Raw genomic sequence first — 22,625 nt, 5'->3', positions numbered from 1 at the left:
CCATCCGGAGGCCGACGAATGTCAGAGCAGCAGCCCCTCTCCAGCGAGTCCACCGCCTTTCGCGCCGCCCTCGACGTGATCCGTGCCGTCGAGCCGCGCGTCGCCGACGCCATCGGCCAGGAGGTCCACGACCAGCGCGAGATGCTCAAGCTGATCGCCTCCGAGAACTACGCCTCCCCGGCCACGCTGCTCGCCATGGGCAACTGGTTCAGCGACAAGTACGCCGAGGGCACCATCGGCCGCCGCTTCTACGCCGGCTGTCGCAACGTGGACACCGTCGAGTCCCTGGCCGCCGAGCACGCCAAGGAGCTCTTCGGCGCCCGCCACGCCTACGTCCAGCCGCACTCCGGCATCGACGCCAACCTCGTCGCCTTCTGGTCCGTCCTCGCCGACCGCGTCGAGGTCCCCTTCCTGGAGAAGACCGGCGCCCGCCAGGTCAACGACCTCACCGACGCCGACTGGGCAGAGCTCCGCCAGGCCTTCGGCAACCAGCGCATGCTCGGCATGTCCCTGGACGCCGGAGGCCACCTCACCCACGGCTTCCGCCCCAACATCTCCGGCAAGATGTTCGACCAGCGCTCCTACGGCACCGACCCGGCGACCGGCCTGATCGACTACGAGGCGCTGCGCGTCTCCGCCCGTGAGTTCAAGCCGCTCATCATCGTCGCCGGTTACTCCGCCTACCCGCGCCTGGTGAACTTCCGCATCATGCGCGAGATCGCCGACGAGGTCGGGGCGACCCTGATGGTGGACATGGCCCACTTCGCCGGCCTGGTCGCGGGCAAGGTGCTGACCGGCGACTTCGACCCGGTCCCGCACGCGCAGATCGTCACCACCACCACCCACAAGTCGCTGCGCGGCCCGCGTGGCGGCATGGTCCTGTGCGACGACTCCCTCAAGGACCAGGTCGACCGCGGCTGCCCGATGGTCCTCGGCGGCCCGCTGCCGCACGTCATGGCGGCGAAGGCGGTGGCCCTCGCGGAGGCACGGCAGCCCGCCTTCCAGGACTACGCCCAGCGCATCGTCGACAACTCCCGGGCCCTGGCGGAAGGCCTGATGCGCCGCGGCGCGACCCTGGTCACCGGCGGCACCGACAACCACCTCAACCTGATCGACGTCGCCACCTCCTACGGCCTCACCGGCCGCCAGGCCGAGGCCGCGCTCCTCGACTCCGGCATCGTCACCAACCGCAACGCCATCCCCGCCGACCCCAACGGCGCCTGGTACACCTCCGGCATCCGCATCGGCACCCCCGCCCTGACCACCCGCGGCCTGGGCACCGCCGAGATGGACGAGGTCGCCGGTCTCATCGACCGCGTCCTGACCACCACCGAGGCGGGCACCACCAAGTCGGGCGCGCCCTCCAAGGCCGCGCACGTCCTGGACGCCAAGGTCGCCGACGAGATCTCACACCGCGCGACCGACCTCGTGGCGGGCTTCCCGCTGTACCCGGAGATCGACCTGGGCTGACAAACGCCCTGTTGAGTTGTCAAGGAACGGCGACTCACGAAGATCGTCGATGGATCAGACATCGACCAGAGATCAGAGATCAGGGATCAGGGATCAGGGATCAGAGGTTCCGAGATCACAGATCGATGAGCTCCTGGCGTGGTTCCTCCCGCGGCGGTCCGGCCTTCTGCCGGGCCGCCGCGCGGCGTATCAGCAGCGTTCCGCCCACCCCGGCCGCGATCCCCGGTAGCGCCCACCACCAGTCCGTGGTGCCGTCGCCCGGTCCGGACGATCGGGCGGAGGCCGCGGCGAGCGTCGGATCGGGGCTCGGGGGCGCTCCCACGTCCGTGCCGTCCGCGCCCTCCAGGCCCTCCGCCGTGTCCCAGGGCGGCGGATACTCCACCGCGGAGTCGCCGTCAGTGGCCTTGCCCATCACGCCCAGGTCCTTGAGCAGGTCGCGGAGCACGGCGGGCTGCCGGGCGCGGTGCCAGGTGCCGTTCGCCGACGCGTCCAGGTTCGCCGCCGTGTGGATCCAGACCGCCTCGGAGCCCTTCGCCGGGTAGACCCGGTCGACCCGCCAGGGCGACACGTCGTGCACCATCCAGGTGACGTTGAGCTGCGGGCCGACGATCAGGTCGGCCTCGGGCGGCTTGTCCGCCGTACCCGTGCCCGGCGCGCCGAGCAGGCGCTCCAACACGCCGTACTCCCGGTCGGAGTAGTACAGCGACGCCGTCTCCGCGCTCTCCGGGGAGACGATCAACACGCTGGTCGGCCCGCCGGCCACCGCGGAACCCGCGCTCCCGAGCGTGAGTCCGAGCGCCGCCGCCGACACCCCTGCGACCGCCGTCAGCCGACGACAGCCACCCCTCCAGCCGCTTGCCTGCGTATGCATCACGAGCCCCCAACTTGCCGATGCCGTACGGCCCGCCCCGGTCCCCGCGAGCCGTGTGTCACTTCTGGTACACCGCTCGGCCCGCCGGGGTTCCCACCCCGCCCGCACTATTGCGAAGAAGTCCCCGAACGCTCCGCGACCGACTTCGCGATCTCCACCGCCCGCCCCTTCGACGCCACTCCCTCCAGCCGCAGCGTCACCTCCGCGAGACCGACCGCACGGCTCCACAGCAAGGTCGGTCCGGCGGTCCGCTCCTCCCGGCCGAAGCGCTCCCCGTCCGCGCCCACCAGCCAGAAACTCAGCAGGTGGGGACGGGGAAACCACAGCGCCGTGCCGCCCGCGCCGCCGTTGTCGAAGCCGCCCAACGAGATCCACTCCGGCTGCTCGCGCACGGTCTTCGTGAACGCCAGGTCCAGCCCCGCGGCGAACTCGTCCAGCCGGATGGTCTCCCCGTCCACGCGCCAGCACAGCGTCACGACGAACCGCCCGCGCGGCCCGCCGGACACCGACATCGCCTCCGGCGCACCGAGCGCCTCCGGCACCAGAGGCTCGAACCCGGCCCGCCGCTCCGCCTGCGCCGCCGACACCGACCTGCCGCAGCCGGGCACCTCGGCACCCGGCGAGGGCGCCGCCGACGGGTCGTACCGCACCCCGACCCCACCGAAGTCGAACCAGTCGTAGACCGCGGCCCGCACCGGTGGAGTGAGCGCGAGCACGGTCAGCAGACCGCACAGCGCAGCGGTCAGGGACCGCCAGCGCACGCGGGTCCAGCGCCGGACCGCCCGCAGCCGCTCCCGGGCGCCCCGGGGCTCGGCCACCGGCACCGGCACCCGCTCGGCCAGTATCTGTCCCAGCACCCGCTCGACCATCGTCTCGGAACCGAGAGCGCCGTCGGTGCCCCCGTCGGCGTCCAGCGACCGCCCCAGCGCGCGCAGCTCCTCCGGCAGCCGCGACGCGTCGACCGGAGGCCCGCCGTCCCGACCGCGCCGCCCCGATCCGGGACGCCGCTCGCCGCCCCGGCCGCGCGGGCCCCGGCCACCGGCGGCCCCGGGACCACGGCCGCCGTCACCGCCGTAGGCCTCGTGTCCCTCACTCACACTCGTCACCCCCTTCCCGAGGCTCGGCGTCCGGCAGCAGTCGGCCCAGTTTCCGCAGTGCGCGGTTGAGCCGGGATTTCACCGTCCCCCGCGGCCAGCCCAGGGCCTGGGCCGTCTCCGACTCGTCCATCTCCAGCAGATAGCGGTAGGTGACGACCAGGCGGTGCTCCTCGCTCAGCTTCGCCAGGGCGGACTGGAGTGCGGCACGGCGCTCTATCTCCAGGGCCGCGACCGCAGGGTCCGCCGATTCCGGTATCAGCGGCTCCGCCTCCACCAACGCCGCCTCCCGGCCGGCGAGCGTGCGCTGCCGGGCCGCCGTCCGCACTGTGTTCCTCGTCTCATTGGCGACGATCGACAGCAGCCACGGCCGGAACGACGCGCCGGCCTTGAATCTGCCCAGCGCGCAGTACGCCTTGACGAAGGCCTGCTGCACCACGTCCTCCGCGTCCGCACCCGCCCCGAGTGCCGCGGCCGCCCGGAGCGCGATGCCCGTATGGGCGCGCACCAGCTCCGCATACGCCTCCGGGTCCCCGGCGCGTACGCGTGCGATCACCGCGGCCTCATCGACGATGCGGCCCCCCTCCCGCGTTCTCACATTCTTGTTACACCGCAGGAGACGGATCGGTTCCCATCTGTTTCCGACCAGTTCCGGATCGGACCCCGACACCTGAGAGAATGGTGAGCATGGCCTCTGATCGTCCTCGCGTGCTCTCCGGAATCCAGCCCACCGCAGGCTCGTTCCACCTCGGCAACTACCTCGGCGCCGTCCGTCAGTGGGTGGCCCTGCAGGAGTCCCACGACGCGTTCTACATGGTCGTCGACCTGCACGCGATCACGCTTCCGCAGGACCCGGCGGACCTGCGGGCCAACACCCGCCTGGCCGCCGCCCAGCTCCTCGCGGCCGGTCTCGACCCGGACCGCTGCACGCTCTTCGTGCAGAGCCATGTCCCCGAGCACGCGCAGCTCGCCTGGGTCTTCAACTGCCTCACCGGCTTCGGCGAGGCCTCCCGCATGACCCAGTTCAAGGACAAGTCCGCCAAGCAGGGCGCCGACCGAGCGAGCGTCGGCCTCTTCACGTACCCGATCCTCCAGGTCGCGGACATCCTGCTGTACCAGGCCAACGAGGTCCCCGTCGGCGAGGACCAGCGCCAGCACATCGAGCTCACCCGCGACCTCGCCACGCGCTTCAACGGCCGCTTCGGCGAGACCTTCACCCTCCCCAAGCCGTACATCCTCAAGGAGACGGCGAAGATCTACGACCTTCAGGACCCGTCGATCAAGATGAGCAAGTCGGCGTCCACGCCGAAGGGCCTCATCAACCTCCTCGACGACCCGAAGACCACCGCCAAGAAGGTCAAGAGCGCGGTCACCGACACCGACACCGTCATCCGCTTCGACACCGAGAACAAGCCGGGTGTCAGCAACCTGCTCACCATCTACTCGACCCTCACGGGCACGGGAATCGCGGAACTGGAGCAGAAGTACGACGGCAAGGGCTACGGTGCGCTCAAGACGGACCTCGCCGAGGTCATGGTCGAGTTCGTGACCCCGTTCCGGGAGCGCACCCAGCAGTACCTGGACGACCCGGAGACGCTGGACTCGATCCTGGCCAAGGGTGCGGAGAAGGCGCGTGCCGTCGCCGCCGAGACGCTGGCGCAGGCCTACGACCAGGTCGGCTTCCTGCCCGCCAAGCACTGAGGCGAGCACGCACGCGTACCACCGCACAGAACCGTACAGACGTACCACTGGGCAGAGCGCTGCACATCACTACGGTTGCGCCTGCCCACAACACAGCCGTGGCCGTACAGTCGATAGCCGGACGGCCGGGACGAACCCGACAAGGGGGAGACCCCCGACACCCGAGAGGGAAGACAGGAGACGACGTGGGGACCGTAACGATCGGTGTGTCGATCGCGGTCCCGGAGCCTCACGGCAGCCAGCTCCAGCAGCTGCGCGCGGGCTTCGGCGACGCCGCGGCTCACGGCATCCCCACGCATGTCACCCTGTTGCCCCCGACAGAGGTCGAGGCCGACGCGCTGCCCGCCATCGAGGCGCACCTCACCGAGGTCGCCGCGGCCGGCCGCGCGTTCCCGATGCGGCTGTCCGGCACCGGCACCTTCCGGCCCCTCTCGCCGGTCGTGTTCGTCCAGGTCGCCGAGGGAGCCGAGGCCTGCACCTGGCTCCAGAAGCAGGTCCGTGACGCCTCCGGGCCGGTCGCCCGCGAACTCCAGTTCCCGTACCACCCGCATGTCACGGTCGCCCACGGCATCGACGAAGCGGCCATGGACCGCGCGTACGAGGAACTCGCCGACTACGAGGCCCGCTGGCCGTGCGCCGGCTTCGCCCTCTACGAACAGGGCGCCGACGGCGTGTGGCGCAAGCTGCGCGAGTACGCCTTCGGCGGGACCGCCGTGGTGCCTCCTCAGGGTTCCTCCGCCTCCGTGGAGCAGGGCACGACCGCCCACTGACCCGGTCACGACGGGACGGCGGGGGAGGGCTCGGCACGACGTCCTCCCCGGCGGTCGCTAGATCGGCAGCCGTCGGAACGCCTCGCGCGGGACGTGCCGCAGAGCCGACATCACCCACCGGAGCACCCCGGGCACCCACACCGTCTCCGAACGCCGCCTGAGACCCAGCTCCACGGCCTTCGCGACCTCCTCGGGCGTCGTCGCGAGCGGTGTCTCGGGAAGGCCGGCGGTCATCTTCGTGCGGACGAACCCGGGGCGCACGACCATGACGTGCGCGCCGGTGCCGTGCAGGGCGTCGCCCAGCCCCTGGGCGAAGGCGTCGAGGCCGGCCTTGCTGGAGCCGTAGATGAAGTTGGAGCGGCGGGCACGTTCGCCGGCGACCGAGGAGAGGACCACCAGGGAGCCGTGTCCCTGCGCCTGCAACGCGCGCGCGGAGACCAGTCCCGCCGACACCGCGCCCGTGTAGTTGGTCTGCGCGACCCGCACCGCGTCCAGCGGTTCACGCTCGTCGAGCGCCTGGTCACCGAGGACACCGAAGGCCAGCAGCACCATGTCGATGTCGCCCTCGGCGAAGACCTTGCCGAGAACCGTGTCGTGGGACTCGGGGTCGAGCGCGTCGAAGGCGACGGTGCGCACCTCGGCCCCCAGGACGCGCAGGTCGGCCGCGGACTGCTCCAGCGCGGGCGACGGGCGCCCCGCCAGCCACACCGTGCGGGTGCGGCGGGCGACGAGACGGCGGGCGATGGCCTGCGCGATCTCGGACGTACCGCCGAGGACGAGCAGGGACTGGGGGAGGCCGAAGGCGTCCTTCACGGCAAGCAGCTCCTATGGGTCGTGCCAGAGGTTCCGGAAAACGAGGCAAGCTCTACGGGGCGCTAAAGGTCGAGGCGGCGGGACAGGTCCGAGACGAACACCCCGCGCGGGTCCAACTCCGCGCGCAGCGCGCGGAAGTCGTCGAGGCGCGGATACATCGCGGCGAGCAGTTCGGGGCGCAGCCGGGAGTCCTTGGCGAGGTAGACCCGCCCGCCGGCCGCGGCCACCTCCTCGTCCAGTTCGTCGAGGAGGGGGCCGAGGCCGGGCAGTCCCGTCGGGATGTCCAGGGCCAGGGTCCAGCCGGGCAGCGGGAAGGAGAGCCAGCCGGGGTCCGCGTCCCCGAAGCGCTTGAGGACGGCCAGGAACGACGGACAGCGGCGCTCCGAGAGGCGGCGCACGATCCGGCGCAGGGTGTCCTCCTGGCCGTACGGCACGACGAACTGGTACTGCACGAAGCCGCCGCGGCCGTAGATCCGGTTCCAGTGCGGGACCCCGTCCAGGGGATGGAAGAACGTCGAGAGCTTCTGGAGCCGGCCGGTACGCGCGCGGGGGGACGTGCGGTACCAGAGCTCGTTGAACCAGCCCACGCCACGGCGGCTCAGCAGTCCCTCCGGGAGGCGGGCGGGCGGGGCCGGGAGCCGCGAGGGCCGGAACGCCAGCGCGTCTCCACGCGCACGCGTGCCCAGCGCGTCGAGGGGCGCGTGCTCGCCGCGTGTGAGCACCGCGCGGCCGGTCGCGGTGCCCCGCGCGAGCAGGTCGATCCAGGCGACCGAGTACCGGTAGTGGTCGTCGGTGGCGGACAGCCGGGCCATCAGGTCGTCGAGGTCACGCGCGCGTTCGGTGTCGACCGTCATCAGCGAGGTCTGCACCGGCTGGAGCTGCACCGTCGCCGTCAGGATCACGCCCGTCAGGCCCATACCGCCGGTGGTCGCGTCGAACAGGGGCGTGCCGCGGCGCACGGTGCGGATCTCGCCGTCGGCGGTGAGGAGTTCGAACGACAGCACATGCCGGGAGAAGGCGCCGCAGACGTGGTGGTTCTTGCCGTGGATGTCGGCGCCGATGGCTCCGCCGACCGTGACGTAGCGGGTGCCGGGTGTGACCGGGACGAACCAGCCGAGCGGCAGCAGGACCCGCATCAGCCGGTGCAGGGAGACGCCCGCGGCGCACAGCACGGTGCCGCCGTCGGCGTCGATCGCGTGGACGCGGTCCAGTCCCGTCATGTCGAGGATCTCGCCGCCGGCGTTCTGCGCCGCGTCGCCGTACGCCCGTCCAAGGCCCCTGGGGATGCTTCCGCGGGCCCCGCAGCCGCGGACGGCGGCAACGGCCTCCTCGTACGTCCGCGGGCGGACCAGCCGGGCCGTGGTGGGCGCCGTACGGCCCCATCCCGTGACGGAAACGGTGTCGGCAGACATGCCGGTGACCGTATCGCCCTCAGGCGGGCGATTGGTTTGTGGACATCCGGAACATCACAGAACATCAACCCTCTCCCCGAAATGGGTGATTAATGGGATGTCGCTCAATATTGCCGGAGTTCAGACGGCGTCCGCGTGAACAGTGAGGCCTCATGGGCCTCTTCGACCACCACGTCGCGCACGGCGGCATCGACCACCGAATCCTTTCCGCATTCTGGGCGTCCGCTGCCGATCCGCGCGTCGGTGGTGCCGCGCGTGCGTTGTCCAAGGCCGGCGAGCACGGGGCGCTGTGGCTCGCGGCGGGCCTCGCGGGAGCCGCCGTGGACTGCGCGCGGCGCGGCGCCTGGTTGCGCGGAACAGCGCTCATCGCGGGCGCACACGCCGTCAGCATGGGCGTGAAAAGGGTGGTGCGCCGCCCTCGCCCCACGCATGTCGAACCCCTCGTCCGCACCGTCGGCCGCTACTCCTTCCCGAGCGCACACGCGGCCTCCGCCGCGGCGGCCGCGGTCGCCTTCGGCGCGCTGGGAGCCTGCGGAACGAGCAGGGCGCGCTCCCGGCACGGCGTGCGTCTGATCCCGCCCCTCGCCGCCGCCATGTGCCTCTCGCGCCTCGTCGTCGGTGTCCACTACCCCTCCGACGTCGCGGCGGGTGCGGCCTTGGGGGCGCTCACGGCGCGCTTCGGAGTGCGCTGGATGAGGAGGGGCGCGCATGACTGAAACAGCGCCGCTCACCAGCGGCGCACACCCTGACAACAGACATCCCGCCGACGCGCACCCTGACAACGGACATCCCGCCGGCGTACAGGCCACCACCCCGGCGCTCCTAGGTCAGCGCACGCCCCCGCGACCCCCCGCACCACCCCGCCGCCCCCGCTCCGTCCTCCTCGGCCTGCTCAAAACCGCCCGCCCCAAGCAGTGGGTCAAGAACGTCCTCGTCGTCGCCGCCCCCGCAGCCGCCGGCCAGCTCTTCACCCGGCACGCGCTCACCCAACTCGCGCTGGTGTTCGCACTGTTCACGGCCTGCGCGGCCGCCGTCTACCTGATCAACGACGCCCGCGACGCCGACGCCGACCGCGCCCACCCCACCAAGCGCCACCGCCCGGTCGCCGCGGGAGACGTCCCCGTACCCGTCGCGTACGGCGTCGGAGGCGTCCTCGCCGTCCTCGCGCCCGCCGTCGCCTGCTGGCTCACCCCGCCCCTCGTGCCGGCCCTGCTCATCGCCTACCTCGGCATGCAACTGGCCTACTGCGTCAGCCTCAAGCATGTCCTCGTCGTCGACCTCGTCGTCGTCACGACCGGGTTCCTGATGCGGGCGATGGCCGGCGGGCTCGCCCTCGGGATCCCGCTGTCGCGCTGGTTCCTGATCACGACCGGCTTCGGGGCGCTGTTCATGGTGGCGGCCAAGCGCTACTCCGAGGCCGTGCAGATGGCGGGCGCGGCGGGCGCCACGCGCGCGTTGCTCACCGAGTACACGACCGGCTACCTGCGCTTCGTGTGGCAGCTCGCGGCCGGGGTCGCCGTCCTCGGGTACTGCCTGTGGGCCCTGGAGGACGGCGGGACGCACCTCCTGGGGGCGCACACCGCCCCCGCGGCCACCGGCCTGCTGCCGTGGCGTCAGTTGTCCGTCGTGGCGTTCATCCTGGCGGTCCTGCGCTATGCCGTCTTCGCCGACCGCGGCATCGCGGGAGAGCCCGAGGAAGTCGTCCTCGGCGATCGCGCACTCGCCGTCATCGGCCTGGTGTGGCTGGCGATGTACGGGCTGGCGGTGGCGCACTGGTAGAGCGCCCGGAGGCTCCCCGAACGTGACGTCTCGGACGCCACTGTCCTGCGCTTTCGGGGTACCCGTACATGGGTCTTCAGGACGTGGGGCATACCTGGGTCACCTAGCACAGAGGCGGACATGGACTGGCTGAAGAACCTCCCCGTAGTCGGGCCGGCGGTCGTCCGGCTGATGGCCACGCACGCGTGGCGGTCTTACGAGCGTCTCGACCGGGTGAAGTGGACGCGGTTGGCCGCGGCGATGACGTTCATCAGTTTTATCGCGCTGTTCCCTCTGCTGACCGTGGCCGCGGCGATCGCCGCCGCGACCCTCAGCACGGCGCAGCAGGACGAGCTGCAGAACAAGATCGCCGACCAGGTGCCCGGCATCTCCGACCAGCTCGACATCGACAGCCTGGTCGCCAACGCCGGCACGATCGGGCTCATCGCCGGCGTCGTCCTGCTGTTCACCGGCATCGGCTGGGTCGGTTCCATGCGCGAATGCCTGCGCGCGGTGTGGGAGCTGCCCGACGAGGAGGTGAACCCGCTCCTGAGCAAGGCCAAGGACACCGGCATCCTGCTCGGCCTCGGCGGTGCCCTGCTCGTGACCATCGCCGCGTCCGCCGTCGGCTCCGCCATGGTCGGCTGGATCAGCGACCAGATCGGCATCGACCGGGAGGGCTGGGGCGCGGTCCTGCTGCGGTGTGCGGCGTTCCTGATCGCCGTGCTCGCCGACTTCCTGCTCCTGCTGTACGTCCTCACCCTGCTGCCCGGCGTCGAACCGACCCGCCGTCGGCTGCTGGTGGCGGCGCTGATCGGCGCGGTCGGGTTCGAGCTGCTGAAGCTGCTGCTGAGCGGCTATATGCAGGGCGTGGCCGCGAAGAGCATGTACGGCGCGTTCGGCGTCCCGGTGGCCCTGCTGCTGTGGATCAACTTCACGTCGAAACTCGTCCTGTTCTGCGCCTCCTGGACGGCGACGCAGAGCAAGGAGGACGAGCCGGACGAGGTCAGCGACGACGCCGTACGAGATCCGGCAGCGGCCACCGGCGGTTGACCAGGTACGCGCCGGCCGCGAGCAGTGCCAGCACCCCGCCGGTGATCGCGAGGGCGATGCCCATGCCGCCGGTGCCGGAGGACGCCGTGGCGCTCGCCACCGGCTTGGCGGAGGACCCGCCGCCGCCACCGACGGCGCCGCCCGCCTCCCCGGAGGCCGTCGCACCCGGCTGGGCGCTCGGCTGCGCCGCGCTCTTCGGCAGGACCAGCTCGCCCACCGGCTCCACCTTGCCCGCGGCCTTGAAACCCCAGTCGAAGAGCTTCGCGGTCTCCTTGTAGACCTCGTTGTGCTCGTTCTTCTCGGGGTTCATGACGGTGACCAGCAGCACCTTGCCGTTGCGTTCGGCGACGCCGGTGAAGGTGGCGCCCGCGTTGGTGGTGTTGCCGTTCTTGACGCCGGCGATGCCCTGGTAGACGTCTATGTCGGAGTCGCCGGACAGCAGCCGGTTGGTGTTCTGGATCTCGAAGGACCCGCGGACCTTCTTGCCCTTCTTGTTCTTCTTCGTCTCGCCCGGGAACTTGGCGGTGACGGTCGAGCAGTACTCGCGGAAGTCCTTCTTCTGCAACCCGGAGCGGGCGAACAGCGTCAGGTCGTACGCGCTCGACACCTGGCCCTCGGCGTCATAGCCGTCCGGGCTGACCACGTGGGTGTCGAGGGCCTGGAGCTCCTCGGCGTGCTCGTTCATCTCCGCGACCGTGTTCTTGACGCCGTCGTTCATCGCGGACAGCACGTGCACGGCGTCGTTGCCGGAGCGCAGGAAGACGCCGAGCCACAGGTCGTGGACGGTGTAGGTCTCGCCCTCCTTTATGCCGACCATGCTGGATCCGGCGCCGACGCCCGCCAGGTCGGAGGGGACGACCTTGTGCTCGGTGGTGCTGGGGAACTTCGGCAGGACGGTGTCGGCGAACAGCATCTTCAGGGTGCTCGCGGGGGCCAGCCGCCAGTGCGCGTTGTGCGCGGCGAGCACCTGGCCGGACTCGGCGTCGGAGACGATCCACGACCGCGAGGTGAGGTTCTTGGGCAGCACCGGCACCCCGCTCGCCAGGTTGACCTGGGTCCCGGCCTGCCCGAGCCGGGTGCCGCCGACGGTCGACATGGTCGCGGGCGGGGTGGCCGACGGGGACGTCGAAGGGCTGGGCGCGGCGAGCACGGGGGCGGCGGTCAGCGCGGCGGACGTCAAGGTGGCGGAAACGACCAGCAGGGTGCGCCTTGCGGTCTTCTTGGGTGCGGACACGGTCGGAAACGTACATGCCACCGCCCGTGAAGTCCCAGCGCCCTCCCCACCCCGACCGCGGAACCGGTCACCCGGCGGAGATACTGGACGTATGAAGCTCAGCCGCCCCGTCTCCTGGTTCCTGCTCGCCTTCGGGGTGTGGAGCTGGGTCATCTGGATCACTTTCGTCAAGAATCTCGTCAAGGACGGCAGCGGACTCGCGTTCGACGACGCGGGCGACCCGACCGCCTACTTCTGGGTCCACCTGACGCTCGCCGTCGTTTCCTTCGTATTGGGGACGGTCGTCGGCGGCATCGGGTTGCGCGGGGTGCGCGCATTGCGGCAGACGTCATAGCGGGACAGAACCCCGCAGAAGCCAACAGAGGGATACGACTTCGTGGTCATCGTCTTCGCCGTGCTCGCCCTGGCCGTCCTGGTGACCGCCAACTGGTATCTGTGGCGCCGTCTGTTCCGTGACACGACCAGTGGCCCCGGGTGGGTCCGGCGGACCGGCGCGGCGGTCGTCGCCGGTGGCTGGCTGCTGGCGATCGGCGCCCTCGTGGGCGAGCGCACCGGAGCGCCCTTCTGGCTCCAGCAGGTGCTGGCGTGGCCCGGTTTCCTGTGGCTCGCGCTGTCGATCTACCTGCTGCTGGGAGTGGTGGTGGGAGAGGCCGTACGACCGCTGCTGCGCCGCTTCCTGGAGCGGCGGGACCGGCGGAACGCACCTGCCGCTGTCGCCGTACCGCAGCCGGAGCCCGTACCGGCGGGCCCGGCCCCCGAAGAGCCCGCCGAACCCGCCTCCCCGCGTCTTCTCGCCGCCCCCTCCCGCCGCCTCTTCGTCTCCCGCGTGGTCGGCGGAGCCGCCGCCGCGGCGGCGGTCGGGACCGTCGGCTACGGGACGTACGGCGTGCTGCGCGGGCCGCGGGTGAAGCGGGTCACCGTGCCGCTGGCCAAACTGCCGCGCGCGGCGCACGGGTTCAGGATCGCGGTGGTCAGCGACATCCACCTCGGCCCCGTCCTCGGCCGCGGCTTCGCGCAGACGGTCGTCGACACGATCAACTCCACGCAGCCCGACCTGATCGCGGTCGTCGGCGACCTGGTGGACGGCAGCGTCAAGGACCTCGGCCCGGCCGCGGCCCCGCTCGCGCAACTGAAGGCGCCGGCCTACTTCGTCACCGGCAACCACGAGTACTTCTCCGGCGCCGAGCAGTGGGTGGCGGAGGTGCGCCGCCTCGGACTGCTCCCCCTGGAGAACACCCGTACGGAACTGCCCTGGTTCGACCTCGCGGGCGTGAACGACATCGCCGGGGAGAGCGAGGGCCAGGGCCCCGACTTCGCCAGGGCGCTCGGCGACCGCGACACCACGCGCGCGTGCGTGCTCCTCGCCCACCAGCCCGTCCAGATCCACGACGCCGTCGACCACGGCGTCGACCTCCAGCTCTCCGGCCACACCCACGGCGGCCAGCTCTGGCCCGGCAACTTCCTGGCCGAGGCCGCGAACCCGACCGTCGCGGGCCTGGACCGCTACGGCGACACCCAGCTGTACGTCAGCCGCGGCGCGGGCGCCTGGGGGCCTCCCACGCGCGTGGGCGCGCCCTCGGACATCACGGTCATCGAGCTGGCGTCACAGCAGGCGTGAGGCCGCGCGGAGCCGCTCTGAAACCGTTCGCGGCGGACTCTGTGGGAGCCCTGTGAAACTCTTCCGTAACACCTTGCGGCAATGACTTTCTCAACTCTCAAGATCCCCCTTCCCCAGGGTGAAACCCGTGTGATTAGGTGAGCCGCGCCGCTAGGGGAGTGGCATATGCGCTTGGGGGCCGTCAGGGGCCCGGGGAAGGAAACCGATGCGATCGGTTCGCATACGGATTCTCGCGACGCTGCTCGTGCTGGCGGCCGTGGGAGTGGGCGGCTGGCAGCTGATGCCGTCGCAGGAGGACACCGGCAAGACCATCACGGTCGGTACGACGGACGTCGTGACGTCCCTCGACCCGGCCGGCGCCTATGACGCCGGGTCCTGGGCCCTGTTCAGCAATGTCTTCCAGTCGCTGCTGACGTTCGACTCGGGCGGCACCAAGCCGGTACCGGACGCGGCGGAGAACTGCGACTTCGTCGGCGGCGGGCTCAAGACGTACCGCTGCGAGCTGCGGTCGGGCCTGGAGTTCCCGAGCGGGCGGGCGATGACCGCCGAGGACGTGAAGTACTCCTTCGACCGCGTCAAGAAGATCAAGTCGGACGTCGGCCCGGTCTCCCTCCTCGACACCCTCGACTCGGTGACGGCCAAGGGTCTGACGGTCACCTTCCACCTCTCCTCCGCGGACGCCACCTTCCCGTTCAAGGTCGCCACCGGGGCCGGCTCGATCGTCGACCGTGAGAAGTACCCCGCCAACGGCCTGCGCACCGACAACGGCGTGGACGGCACCGGCCCGTACGAACTCACGTCGTACACGAAGGACAAGAAGGTCGCCCTCGCGCCCAGCGGCCGCTACAAGGGCGCCGTCAAGGACTCCGGCCGCCCCGTGGAGCTGCGCTACTACAAGGACGCCGACGCGCTGAACTCGGCCTGGAAGGCCCGTCAGATCGACGTCGCCACCCGCCAGCTGCCGCCCGAGGTGCTCGCCTCGCTCAACCCGAGCGACCCCTCGATGCGGGTCTCCGAGGCCGACAGCTCCGAGGTGCGCAACCTCTACCTCAACACCCGTTCCTCCTCGCCGCTGCACGACACCAAGGTCCGGCAGGCGATGGCCTGGATGATCGACCGCGAGCGGCTGGCCGCCACGGTCTACGAGGGGACCGTCGACCCCCTCTACTCGCTGATCCCGGCCGGCCTCACCGGCCACACCACGGCGTTCTTCGACGCCTACGCCAAGCAGAGCACCGCGAAGGCCAAGGAACTGCTCACCGAGGCCGGGGTCTCGCTGCCGGTGAAGTTCACCTACGGGTACGCCACCGGTCGCGGCGCCGCCGACAAGGAGGCCGTGGAGCTCAAGAAGCAGCTGGAGGCGGGCGGCCTGTTCAAGGTGACGCTCAAGCCGTACGAGTGGACCGCCTTCCAGAAGGCGTGGGCCACCGGCAAGCTCGACGCCTACGCGGTCGGCTGGGTCGCCGACTTCCCCGACCCCGACACCTACGGCGGCCCGCTCGTCGGCACCGACGGCACCATGAACACCGGCTACAGCAGCGCCGAGGTCGACAAGCTGATCCAGGCCAGTCAGCAGTACGCCGACCGCGCGGACGCCGCGGACGACTTCCGGTCGATGCAGGACGCCGTCGCGCGCGATGTTCCCGTCATCCCGCTCTGGCAGGCCAAGGAATACGTCGTGAGCAGCGAGGACGTCGGTGGTGGCCAGTACCTTTCGGACGGCACCGGTGTCTTCCGTCTCTGGCGTCTCAACTGGATCTGACCCGAACGCGCGGAATCGACATGAGCCCGAGTGACGCCGGGCAGCCGCCCGACGCAGCACCATGTGACGGAGGTGTGTGCGGGGTGAGGAGCAAACGTGCTGAGACGCAACTCCTTCCGGCTGCCCCGGCATCCGGCTTCCGTCGGTCTGGCCCGGCGCCGGGTCCGGGACCATCTGGCCGACTGGGGGCACGGCAGTGACGACCCGGCCCTGGCCGACGCGGTGCTGCTGGTGTCCGAGCTGGCCACCAACGTCGTACGCCACGGGCCGCTCCTGGAGCGCGAGTTCGAGGTCGCGGTGACGGCGCTCGCCGACGGCTCCTGCCTCATAGAGGTCTCCGACGAGGGCCAACTGGAGCCACGACTCAGGCTGGTGGGGGAAGGGGACGAGGCCGGGCGGGGACTGCACCTGGTGGAGCACATCGCCGCCGCCTGGGGCGTGTGGAGCCGGGGCCGACACGGCAAGACGGTGTGGGCCCTGGTGCTGGCCGGTACGTGATCGCACGCGCGCGTCCGTGTCCGGCGCCGGCCGGTACGTGATCGCACGCGCGCGCTCATGCCCGCGTCGGCAGCATGACCGTCACCGCCAGCCCCTCGCCGGGTGCCGTCTGCACCGTCACCCGCCCGCCGTGGGCCTGCACCACGCCCTGCACGATCGCCAGGCCGAGCCCGCTGCCCGCGCCGCCGCCGGCCCGGAAGAAGCGGTCGAAGACACGAGCCGCGTCCTCCTCGGCGAGGCCGGGGCCCTCGTCCGCGACGCACAGGCGTACCGCCCCGAAGGACCGCTCCACCCCGAGCCGCACCGGCACATCGGCCGGCGTGTGGGTGCGGACGTTGCCCACCAGGTTGCCCAGGACCTGTCTGAGCCCCGCCTCGTCGGCGTGCACCAGCAGCGCCCCGTCGGCGTCGACGCTGATCGGCCGCCCCGGCTGCTGCACCCGCAGATCCTCGGCCGCGTCCCGCACCAGCCGGGTCAGATCGACGTTGCGGAACCGCAGTTCGGGCTGCTGGTCGAGGCGGGCGAGGGTGAGCAGCTCGTCCACCAGGTGTCCCATCCGGTCGGCCTCGGCCATCACCCGCCCCCACGCGCGCTTGCGCTCGTCGGGGTCCTGGAGCATCCCCTTGTCGTACAGCTGGAGATAGCCGCGTATCGCGGACAGCGGGGTGCGCAGTTCGTGCGAGGCGTCGGCGACGAAGCGGCGCAGCTGGGTCGCGCTGCGCTCGCGCGTGCGGTACGCCGACTCGACCTGGTGGAGCATGGAGTTGAGGGCGGTACGCAGCTGCTCGACCTCCAGCGTCGCCTCCCGGCTCGACGGGACGCGCCGGGTGAGGTCGCCCTCGGCGATCGCCGACGACGTCTCCACCATGTCCTCCAGCGGCCGCATCCGGCGCCGCACGCTGAACATGGTCAGACAGGCCAGCAGCGCCAGCAGCAGGCTGCCGATGGCGAGGTCGAGCCGCACCGCCTTGCCGATGCCCTTGTGGACGGCCTCGGTGGACGTGGCGAGCAGGATGTACGAGCCGTCGCTGAGCCGGGTCGCGGTGGCCCGGTAGGCGTCGCCGCGCACCCGGATGTCGTGCGGCTCGGTGTCGGCGGCCAGCGCGCGCGGGTCGGTCACGGTGTCCGCGAGCTCGCTCTGCACGTCGCTCGGGGCGAGATGGCCCAGCGCGATGGGGTCGCCCCGCTCGTCGACGACGGTGATGATCTGGTCGGGGCGGGAGCGCCCGGCGTCCTGCTGGAGGAACTTGTCGCGCACGATCGCCAGGTCCGCCAGGCCGTTGATGGTGTCCATCGTGAGCTGCGAACTGCCCAGGGACGTACGGGTCTGGGCGAGCTCGGAGTCGATCTGGTCCAGCAGGTAGTACCGCATGCCCATCACGCTCACCGCGGTCGCCGCGACGATGCCGAGCGCGAGCAGCGCCACGTTCGCCAGCGTCAGTTGGGCGCGCAGCGAGTGGATGCCGCGCTTGCAGCCCAGCTTGCGCAGCCTCATGCCAGCCCGTACCCGACGCCGCGCCGCGTGGTGATCATCGGCGGTCCGAGGGCGTCCAGCTTGCGCCGCAGATAGCTGATGTAGGTCTCCACGACGGTCGACTCGGGTGGCGTGTGCTCGTACTGCCAGACATGGCGCAGGAGTTGCTCCTTGGGCACGATCCGGCCGCCGTTGCGCACCAGGAACCGCAGCAGCGCGTACTCGGTGGGGGTCAGCTCGACCGTGCGTCCCGCGCGGTGCGCCGAGTACGTCGTCTCGTCCAGCTCCAGGTCGCCGTAGCGCAGCACCGGCCGCTGCGGCAGGACGTCGACGGGGCGGGTACGGCGCAGCACGGCGGTGATCCGGGCGACGACCTCGTCGATGTTGAACGGCTTGGTGATGTAGTCGTCGCCGAAGCCGAGGGCGCCGACGACCTCGGAGGGTGCGTCGCGCGCGGTGAGGAAGACCAGCGCCAGCTCCGGCCGCTCGGCGCGCAGTTGTCGCCCGAGGGCGCGTCCGTCGCCGTCGGGCAGCATCACGTCGAGCAGCGCCGCGTCGGGCCGGGTGCGCTCGACGAGCGCCAGGGCCTCACGGACGCCGCCCGCGACCATCACCTCGAACCGGTGGTAGCGCAGCGCGATGGCGAGGACGTCAGCGATGCTCTCCTCGTCCTCCACGACCAGCACGGTGCCTGGAGCCGTCGTCATGCCCCCAGTATCGGCGGCCCCACTGACAGCGGGTGGGTCCGGTGCTTTGGAGTTCCTTGAGAGTCGGTCGGCTTCGGTGTCCCCGCACGCGCGGCGCCGCCAGTCTTGTTGCCCAGGACCTGGGGGACCGACCGACGACCGACTGGGGAGTGTTTCGCGTGGCGGCATTGGCACGGTGGTGCTATCGGCACCGGCTGGTGGTCCTGTTCTTGTGGGTGGGGGCGTTGTTCGGGCTGGGCGCGGCGGGTTCGGCCGCGGGCACCGACTACGCGAACGTCTTCTCCCTGCCGGACACGGACTCGAAGACGGCGTACGACCTGATGACGAAGGCCTTCCCGCAGAGCGCGGGCGACACCGACACGGTGGTGTGGAAGGTCGACGAGGGCTCGGTACGGGACGAGTCCGTACGATCCCGGCTCGAACCCGCGCTCAAGGAGATCGCGGCGATGAAGGGCGTCGGTGAGGTCACCGACCCCTACGCGGCCGAGGGCGCCGCGCAGATCAGCGAGGACGGGCGGATCGCGTACGCCCAGGTCACCTTCGCCGAGCAGGCGAACGCGGTGCCCAAGGAGCTGATCGAGGACGTCGTCGACACCGCGCAGGCGGCCCAGCGGGACGGACTCCAGGTCGAGTTGGGCGGTCAGGCGATCGCCCGCACCCAGGAGCCGCCGCAGGGCACCGCCGAGCTGGTCGGTATCGTCGCCGCGGCGGTCGTGCTGTTCCTGGCCTTCGGCTCGCTGTTCGCGATGCTGCTGCCGCTCGTCGTGGCCATCGCGGCCCTCGGCACCGGCCTGATGGCGACCTCGCTGCTCAGCCATGTCACGGACGTGCCCGAAGTCGCCCCGCTGCTGGGCTCGTTGATCGGCCTGGGCGTCGGCATCGACTACGCCCTGTTCATCGTCACCCGGCACCGCCGCGGCATCCTGCGCGGCATGAAGCCGCAGGACGCGGCCGTCACCGCGCTCAACACCTCGGGCCGCGCGGTGCTGTTCGCGGGCGGCACCGTGTGCATCGCGCTCGCCGGCATGCTGGTGATGAACATGCGCTTCCTGGACGGGGTGGTCGTCGCGACCTCCCTGACCGTCGTCCTGAGCGTGCTGGCCGCCACGACCCTGCTGCCCGCCCTCCTCGGCATGCTCGGCATGCGGGTCCTCAGCCGCAGGCAGCGGCGCCGGCTCACCGCGAACGGCCCCGAGTCGGCGGAGGCGAGCGGGCTCGCGGCGCGCTGGTCGTCGTACGTCGAGAAGCGCCCGCGCTCGATCGCGGCGGGCGCCCTCGTGGTCATGGTGATCCTCGCGCTGCCCGTGCTGTCGATCCGGCTCGGCGCCACCGACCAGGGCAACCATCAGGAGTCCCAGACCACCCGGCAGGCGTACGACCTGCTCGCCGAGGGCTTCGGCCCCGGCTTCAACGGGCCGCTCCAGGTGGTCGTCGAGAAGGGCGACGCCCAGGCGCTCGCGACGACCATCAAGTCCACGGAGGGCGTGGCCCAGGTCGCCGCCGCGCCGCCCGCGAACGGCATCTCCGTCATCCAGGTCGTCCCGACGACCTCACCGCAGTCGGAGAAGACCGACCAGCTGATCGACCGGCTGCGCGACGACGTGATCCCCGCCTCCGGCGCCGAGGCCCATGTGGGCGGCGTGACGGCGGTCTTCAAGGACTTCGCGGCCGTCACCGGAGACCGGCTGCCCTACTTCGTCGCCACCATCATCGGCCTCGGCTTCCTGCTCCTGCTGGTCGCCTTCCGCTCGCTGGTGGTGCCGCTGACCGCGGCCCTGATGAACCTCATAGCGGCGGCCGCGTCCTTCGGCGTGCTGGTGGCGATCTTCCAGTGGGGCTGGGGCACGGAGTTCATCGGCATCGGCAAGGAGGGCCCGATCACGGCGTTCCTGCCGGTCATCATGCTGTCCCTGCTGTTCGGCCTCTCCATGGACTACCAGGTGTTTCTGGTGAGCCGGATGCACGAGGAGTGGGTCCACACGCGCGACAACGCGCGCGCGGTGCGTGTCGGCCTCGCCGAGACCAGCCGGGTCATCAACTGCGCGGCCCTGATCATGATCTGTGTGTTCTCCGCGTTCGTGCTCAGCGGCGACATGGAGGGCGCCATGGCGGGCATCGGCCTCGCCGCCGCCGTCGCCCTGGACGCGTTCATCCTGCGTACGGCGCTGGTGCCGGCCGCGATGCATCTGCTCGGCAACTCCAACTGGTGGCTGCCGGAGGGGCTGGAGAAGCGGCTGCCGCATCTGGCGGTGGAGCCGAAGGAGGACGAGCCCGCTTCGGTGGTGACGGAGCCGGACGGCCCGGCCTCGGCCGTCCACGGCTTCGTCCGCAACGCCGACGGGGAGGCCGTGGAGGGCGCCTCGGTGTCGCTGCTCTCGCGCGGCGGACGTCAGCTGGACCGGGTGGTGACGCTGGCCGACGGCTCGTACATCGTGTCGGTCCCGGCGCCGGGCACCTACCTCCTGGCGGTGTCGGCGGCCTCGTACGGCTCGCGCGCGGGGCACGTGGTCGTCGCGGACGGGCCGCTGGTGTACGACGTGGAGCTGGCCGAGGGCGAGGTCGACGCCGTCAACTGACGCGGCCTACGAGGGCTTCCTGCCGGGGTCGGGCATCATCTTCGTCATCCCCGGCAGGAAGTCCGTGAACAGCTCGTGCACCTCCCGCACCAGCGGCCGCAGCACCCGGAAGCGGGCCAGCGCGACCCCGCGCGCGGTGAGCCGGGCCCCGCGCTCGGCGAGCCGGTAACTCCGCTCCCGCCCTGGAGTCCGGTCGAAGATCCAGTACAGCACGAGCCCCATCTGGGAGAGCCACATCAGCTCGGGCAGCACGTCCCGCAGCTCCTCCGGCACCTTGGTCCGCGTCCCGGCCAGCACCTGGCGGTGGACCGAGATGGCCTCCACGCGCGCGTGCTCCGACTCCTCGGAGAAGGGGCTGAGCGGGCTGTCGGGGTCGGCGGCGTTCTTGAAGAACTGCACCGCGAACTCGTGGTACGGCGTGGCGATGTCCAGCCACGCCCGCAGTACGCCCGCGAGACGTGCCTCCAGGTCGGTCTCCCGCGCCAGGACCGCCCGGACGGCCACCTGGTGCTCGGCGGCGATCCGGTCGTAGAAGCCCTGGATCAGGTGTTCCTTGCCCTCGAAGTAGTAGTACGCGTTGCCGACGGAGACCCCGGCCTCCTTGGCGATGGCCCGCATGGTCGTCTTGTCGTAGCCGTGTTCCTGGAAGAGCCGCATGGCGGTCTCCAGGATGAGGGCACGGGTCTGCTCGGACTTGCTGGACGGCGCGGCGCCGCCCTCGTCGTTGTCACTGGACGGTACGAGGCCGTCCGCTTCGTTCTTCGCGGGCACGCAAAGAGCCTAAAGCCCCTCGCGTCACGGCCTGCGACCGAGCTCCGGCCGCTTGGTGTAGTCGGTGAACCCGAGGACGTTGCCCCATGGGTCGGCGACCTCGACGGTCCACCCGGTGGCCACCGAGAACGGCTCGTCCAGCAGCGCGATCCCGGCGGCGCGCAGCTCCCGCGCGGCCACCCGCGCGTCCGCCACCTCCAGCCACACGCGCGGGGACGGCCACGGCGGCGGACGGTGCCCGAGCGCCTCGTCCTGCCGGAGCAGCACGCCGGGTGTCTCACCCCCGACCTTCAGCACCGCGATCCCGGCCTCGTCGAGCCGGAACCCCACCACGAACCCGGCGCGCTCATAGAACCCGACGGCCTCGCCGAGGTCGCCGACGGGCAGCAGCACGTTGTCGAAACCGAGCAGTTCGTACGACTCGTCATCTGACATGCGATCAGATTAGGTGCGGGGGTGACGGTTGCCGGGCGGACCGACCGCGAGGTCACTCATTGGGCCGAGAACGGGCCCGCCGCGTCGGTACGCTGAGCGCTCGCCGGTGCCGTACGACCGAGGGGGCGCGGATGGTTGTGGAAGCAGAGGCCTTCTTCGACGAGGTGCGGGCGGCCTTCGCCGGGGCCGCGCGAAGACTGGCGCTGGACGGCCCGGAAGAGGCCGCGGACCGGCACCTCGCGGTCGCGACGTACGCCGGCGCAGACGTGCGGTACAAGGTCGTCCTCGGCCTGTGGGCGGGGGACGTCGAGATCCATGTCTGCCGGCGGACGGCGGCCACCGAGTGCAAGGTCGGCGTCGAGAAACTGGCCCGGGCGGCCGGGGTCGCGGGGAGCCGGCGGGAGGCGTCCTTCGGCGCCCGCAGTCTCCGGCAGCTGAGGAAGTCCCTGCGCAGTCAGGTCCGTTACGTCGAACTCGTCCACCCGCAGGTCACGGTCGAGCTGATGCGGGCGGCCGGGGCGCGGGAGTGGAGCAGGCCGCTGGTGCGGTGAGCGGATGCCTGGACGATGAGCGGATCATCGGACCGCGCCCCTCGGCCTGTGGACGGA

22 protein-coding genes are annotated in these 22,625 nt (G+C 71.3%); 12 read left to right on the top strand and 10 right to left on the bottom strand.

The window, feature by feature from the left end; genetic code table 11:
* Window positions 1-18: 18 nt before the first annotated feature.
* On the top strand, window positions 19-1,470 hold the full coding sequence (locus ACIHIX_RS03335) for a glycine hydroxymethyltransferase (protein ID WP_399949180.1): 1,452 nt from the start codon (window positions 19-21) through the stop codon (window positions 1,468-1,470).
* A gap of 115 nt (window positions 1,471-1,585) precedes the next feature.
* Here the strand turns inward: ACIHIX_RS03335 and ACIHIX_RS03330 are convergent, their stop codons facing one another.
* The 3 genes from ACIHIX_RS03330 to ACIHIX_RS03320 form a co-directional block, all read right to left on the bottom strand.
* Entirely contained in the window at window positions 1,586-2,341 is a 756-nt protein-coding gene (locus ACIHIX_RS03330) for a hypothetical protein (protein WP_399949178.1), read from the bottom strand.
* 107 nt (window positions 2,342-2,448) lie between these two features.
* The gene (locus tag ACIHIX_RS03325; RefSeq protein WP_399950046.1) at window positions 2,449-3,288 is read right to left on the bottom strand and encodes a hypothetical protein; all 840 of its coding nucleotides are present in this window, start codon (window positions 3,286-3,288) and stop codon (window positions 2,449-2,451) included.
* A gap of 142 nt (window positions 3,289-3,430) precedes the next feature.
* On the bottom strand, window positions 3,431-3,991 hold the full coding sequence (locus ACIHIX_RS03320) for an RNA polymerase sigma factor (RefSeq protein ID WP_399949176.1): 561 nt from the start codon (window positions 3,989-3,991) through the stop codon (window positions 3,431-3,433).
* 131 nt (window positions 3,992-4,122) lie between these two features.
* Between ACIHIX_RS03320 and trpS the strand changes: the two genes are divergently transcribed.
* Both trpS and ACIHIX_RS03310 read left to right on the top strand, forming a co-directional pair.
* The gene (gene trpS / locus ACIHIX_RS03315) at window positions 4,123-5,136 is read left to right on the top strand and encodes a tryptophan--tRNA ligase (protein ID WP_399949174.1); all 1,014 of its coding nucleotides are present in this window, start codon (window positions 4,123-4,125) and stop codon (window positions 5,134-5,136) included.
* Window positions 5,137-5,321: 185 nt separating this feature from the next.
* On the top strand, window positions 5,322-5,906 hold the full coding sequence (locus ACIHIX_RS03310) for a 2'-5' RNA ligase family protein (RefSeq protein ID WP_399949172.1): 585 nt from the start codon (window positions 5,322-5,324) through the stop codon (window positions 5,904-5,906).
* A gap of 57 nt (window positions 5,907-5,963) precedes the next feature.
* On the opposite strand, the gene ACIHIX_RS03305 is transcribed toward ACIHIX_RS03310, so the two are convergent.
* Entirely contained in the window at window positions 5,964-6,719 is a 756-nt protein-coding gene (locus ACIHIX_RS03305) for a decaprenylphospho-beta-D-erythro-pentofuranosid-2-ulose 2-reductase (protein WP_399949170.1), read from the bottom strand.
* A gap of 62 nt (window positions 6,720-6,781) precedes the next feature.
* The gene (locus ACIHIX_RS03300; RefSeq protein ID WP_399949168.1) at window positions 6,782-8,131 is read right to left on the bottom strand and encodes an FAD-binding protein; all 1,350 of its coding nucleotides are present in this window, start codon (window positions 8,129-8,131) and stop codon (window positions 6,782-6,784) included.
* 152 nt (window positions 8,132-8,283) lie between these two features.
* Between ACIHIX_RS03300 and ACIHIX_RS03295 the strand changes: the two genes are divergently transcribed.
* From ACIHIX_RS03295 to ACIHIX_RS03285, 3 genes are all read left to right on the top strand, one after another.
* Window positions 8,284-8,847 (top strand): phosphatase PAP2 family protein, encoded by a 564-nt coding sequence (locus tag ACIHIX_RS03295; protein WP_399949166.1) that lies wholly within the window; start codon window positions 8,284-8,286, stop codon window positions 8,845-8,847.
* Window positions 8,840-9,910 carry a decaprenyl-phosphate phosphoribosyltransferase gene (locus tag ACIHIX_RS03290; protein ID WP_399949164.1) on the top strand — a complete coding sequence of 357 codons (1,071 nt, stop codon included), beginning with the start codon at window positions 8,840-8,842 and terminating at the stop codon, window positions 9,908-9,910. Before ACIHIX_RS03295 ends, ACIHIX_RS03290 begins: the two co-directional genes overlap by 8 nt.
* A 120-nt stretch (window positions 9,911-10,030) precedes the next feature.
* Window positions 10,031-10,942: a YihY/virulence factor BrkB family protein gene (locus tag ACIHIX_RS03285; protein ID WP_399949162.1), complete on the top strand. Its 912-nt coding sequence runs from the start codon at window positions 10,031-10,033 to the stop codon at window positions 10,940-10,942.
* On the opposite strand, the gene ACIHIX_RS03280 is transcribed toward ACIHIX_RS03285, so the two are convergent.
* The gene (locus tag ACIHIX_RS03280; RefSeq protein WP_399949160.1) at window positions 10,896-12,176 is read right to left on the bottom strand and encodes a D-alanyl-D-alanine carboxypeptidase family protein; all 1,281 of its coding nucleotides are present in this window, start codon (window positions 12,174-12,176) and stop codon (window positions 10,896-10,898) included. The two genes, ACIHIX_RS03285 and ACIHIX_RS03280, sit on opposite strands and share 47 nt — an antisense overlap.
* Window positions 12,177-12,267: 91 nt before the next feature.
* Between ACIHIX_RS03280 and ACIHIX_RS03275 the strand changes: the two genes are divergently transcribed.
* From ACIHIX_RS03275 to ACIHIX_RS03260, 4 genes are all read left to right on the top strand, one after another.
* Complete coding sequence (locus ACIHIX_RS03275) at window positions 12,268-12,510, top strand: SCO4848 family membrane protein (protein WP_399949158.1); 243 nt, start codon at window positions 12,268-12,270, stop codon at window positions 12,508-12,510.
* Window positions 12,511-12,552: 42 nt separating this feature from the next.
* Complete coding sequence (locus ACIHIX_RS03270; RefSeq protein ID WP_399949156.1) at window positions 12,553-13,794, top strand: metallophosphoesterase; 1,242 nt, start codon at window positions 12,553-12,555, stop codon at window positions 13,792-13,794.
* Window positions 13,795-13,999: 205 nt separating this feature from the next.
* Complete coding sequence (locus ACIHIX_RS03265; RefSeq protein ID WP_399949154.1) at window positions 14,000-15,556, top strand: ABC transporter substrate-binding protein; 1,557 nt, start codon at window positions 14,000-14,002, stop codon at window positions 15,554-15,556.
* Between the two features lie 96 nt (window positions 15,557-15,652).
* Window positions 15,653-16,054, top strand: a complete 402-nt coding sequence (locus ACIHIX_RS03260; RefSeq protein ID WP_399949152.1) for an ATP-binding protein — start codon at window positions 15,653-15,655, stop codon at window positions 16,052-16,054.
* 55 nt (window positions 16,055-16,109) lie between these two features.
* Here the strand turns inward: ACIHIX_RS03260 and ACIHIX_RS03255 are convergent, their stop codons facing one another.
* A complete protein-coding gene (locus tag ACIHIX_RS03255; RefSeq protein ID WP_399949150.1) occupies window positions 16,110-17,549 on the bottom strand; it encodes a sensor histidine kinase in 1,440 nt (479 codons plus the stop codon).
* Window positions 17,546-18,235, bottom strand: coding sequence for a response regulator transcription factor (locus ACIHIX_RS03250; protein ID WP_399949148.1), 690 nt, complete (start codon window positions 18,233-18,235; stop codon window positions 17,546-17,548). Before ACIHIX_RS03250 ends, ACIHIX_RS03255 begins: the two co-directional genes overlap by 4 nt.
* Before the next feature lie 167 nt (window positions 18,236-18,402).
* Here ACIHIX_RS03250 and ACIHIX_RS03245 point away from each other — a divergent pair, with 167 nt between their 5' ends.
* Window positions 18,403-20,811, top strand: a complete 2,409-nt coding sequence (locus tag ACIHIX_RS03245; protein WP_399950043.1) for an MMPL family transporter — start codon at window positions 18,403-18,405, stop codon at window positions 20,809-20,811.
* Between the two features lie 6 nt (window positions 20,812-20,817).
* Here the strand turns inward: ACIHIX_RS03245 and ACIHIX_RS03240 are convergent, their stop codons facing one another.
* Both ACIHIX_RS03240 and ACIHIX_RS03235 read right to left on the bottom strand, forming a co-directional pair.
* The gene (locus ACIHIX_RS03240; RefSeq protein WP_399949146.1) at window positions 20,818-21,582 is read right to left on the bottom strand and encodes a TetR family transcriptional regulator; all 765 of its coding nucleotides are present in this window, start codon (window positions 21,580-21,582) and stop codon (window positions 20,818-20,820) included.
* A gap of 24 nt (window positions 21,583-21,606) precedes the next feature.
* Window positions 21,607-22,017, bottom strand: a complete 411-nt coding sequence (locus ACIHIX_RS03235; RefSeq protein WP_399949145.1) for a VOC family protein — start codon at window positions 22,015-22,017, stop codon at window positions 21,607-21,609.
* A gap of 131 nt (window positions 22,018-22,148) precedes the next feature.
* On the opposite strand from ACIHIX_RS03235, the gene ACIHIX_RS03230 reads away from it, so the two are divergent.
* Window positions 22,149-22,568 (top strand): hypothetical protein, encoded by a 420-nt coding sequence (locus ACIHIX_RS03230; RefSeq protein WP_399949143.1) that lies wholly within the window; start codon window positions 22,149-22,151, stop codon window positions 22,566-22,568.
* The last annotated feature ends 57 nt before the right edge of the window (window positions 22,569-22,625 follow it).

Source organism: Streptomyces sp. NPDC051913, from assembly GCF_044593635.1.
Taxonomy (GTDB): domain Bacteria; phylum Actinomycetota; class Actinomycetes; order Streptomycetales; family Streptomycetaceae; genus Streptomyces.
This window is presented reverse-complemented; position numbering and strand designations above follow the sequence as displayed.

Excerpts from the sequence above, each read along its gene's own strand:
- ACIHIX_RS03335 (WP_399949180.1), top strand. The coding sequence starts at position 19 with ATGTCAGAGCAGCAGCCCCTCTCCAGCGAGTCCACCGCCTTTCGCGCC.
- ACIHIX_RS03330 (WP_399949178.1), bottom strand. The coding sequence starts at position 2,341 with ATGCATACGCAGGCAAGCGGCTGGAGGGGTGGCTGTCGTCGGCTGACG.
- trpS (WP_399949174.1), top strand. The coding sequence starts at position 4,123 with ATGGCCTCTGATCGTCCTCGCGTGCTCTCCGGAATCCAGCCCACCGCA.
- ACIHIX_RS03300 (WP_399949168.1), bottom strand. The coding sequence starts at position 8,131 with ATGTCTGCCGACACCGTTTCCGTCACGGGATGGGGCCGTACGGCGCCC.
- ACIHIX_RS03295 (WP_399949166.1), top strand. The coding sequence starts at position 8,284 with ATGGGCCTCTTCGACCACCACGTCGCGCACGGCGGCATCGACCACCGA.
- ACIHIX_RS03290 (WP_399949164.1), top strand. The coding sequence starts at position 8,840 with ATGACTGAAACAGCGCCGCTCACCAGCGGCGCACACCCTGACAACAGA.
- ACIHIX_RS03285 (WP_399949162.1), top strand. The coding sequence starts at position 10,031 with ATGGACTGGCTGAAGAACCTCCCCGTAGTCGGGCCGGCGGTCGTCCGG.
- ACIHIX_RS03275 (WP_399949158.1), top strand. The coding sequence starts at position 12,268 with ATGAAGCTCAGCCGCCCCGTCTCCTGGTTCCTGCTCGCCTTCGGGGTG.
- ACIHIX_RS03265 (WP_399949154.1), top strand. The coding sequence starts at position 14,000 with ATGCGATCGGTTCGCATACGGATTCTCGCGACGCTGCTCGTGCTGGCG.
- ACIHIX_RS03255 (WP_399949150.1), bottom strand. The coding sequence starts at position 17,549 with ATGAGGCTGCGCAAGCTGGGCTGCAAGCGCGGCATCCACTCGCTGCGC.
- ACIHIX_RS03250 (WP_399949148.1), bottom strand. The coding sequence starts at position 18,235 with ATGACGACGGCTCCAGGCACCGTGCTGGTCGTGGAGGACGAGGAGAGC.
- ACIHIX_RS03235 (WP_399949145.1), bottom strand. The coding sequence starts at position 22,017 with ATGTCAGATGACGAGTCGTACGAACTGCTCGGTTTCGACAACGTGCTG.
- ACIHIX_RS03230 (WP_399949143.1), top strand. The coding sequence starts at position 22,149 with ATGGTTGTGGAAGCAGAGGCCTTCTTCGACGAGGTGCGGGCGGCCTTC.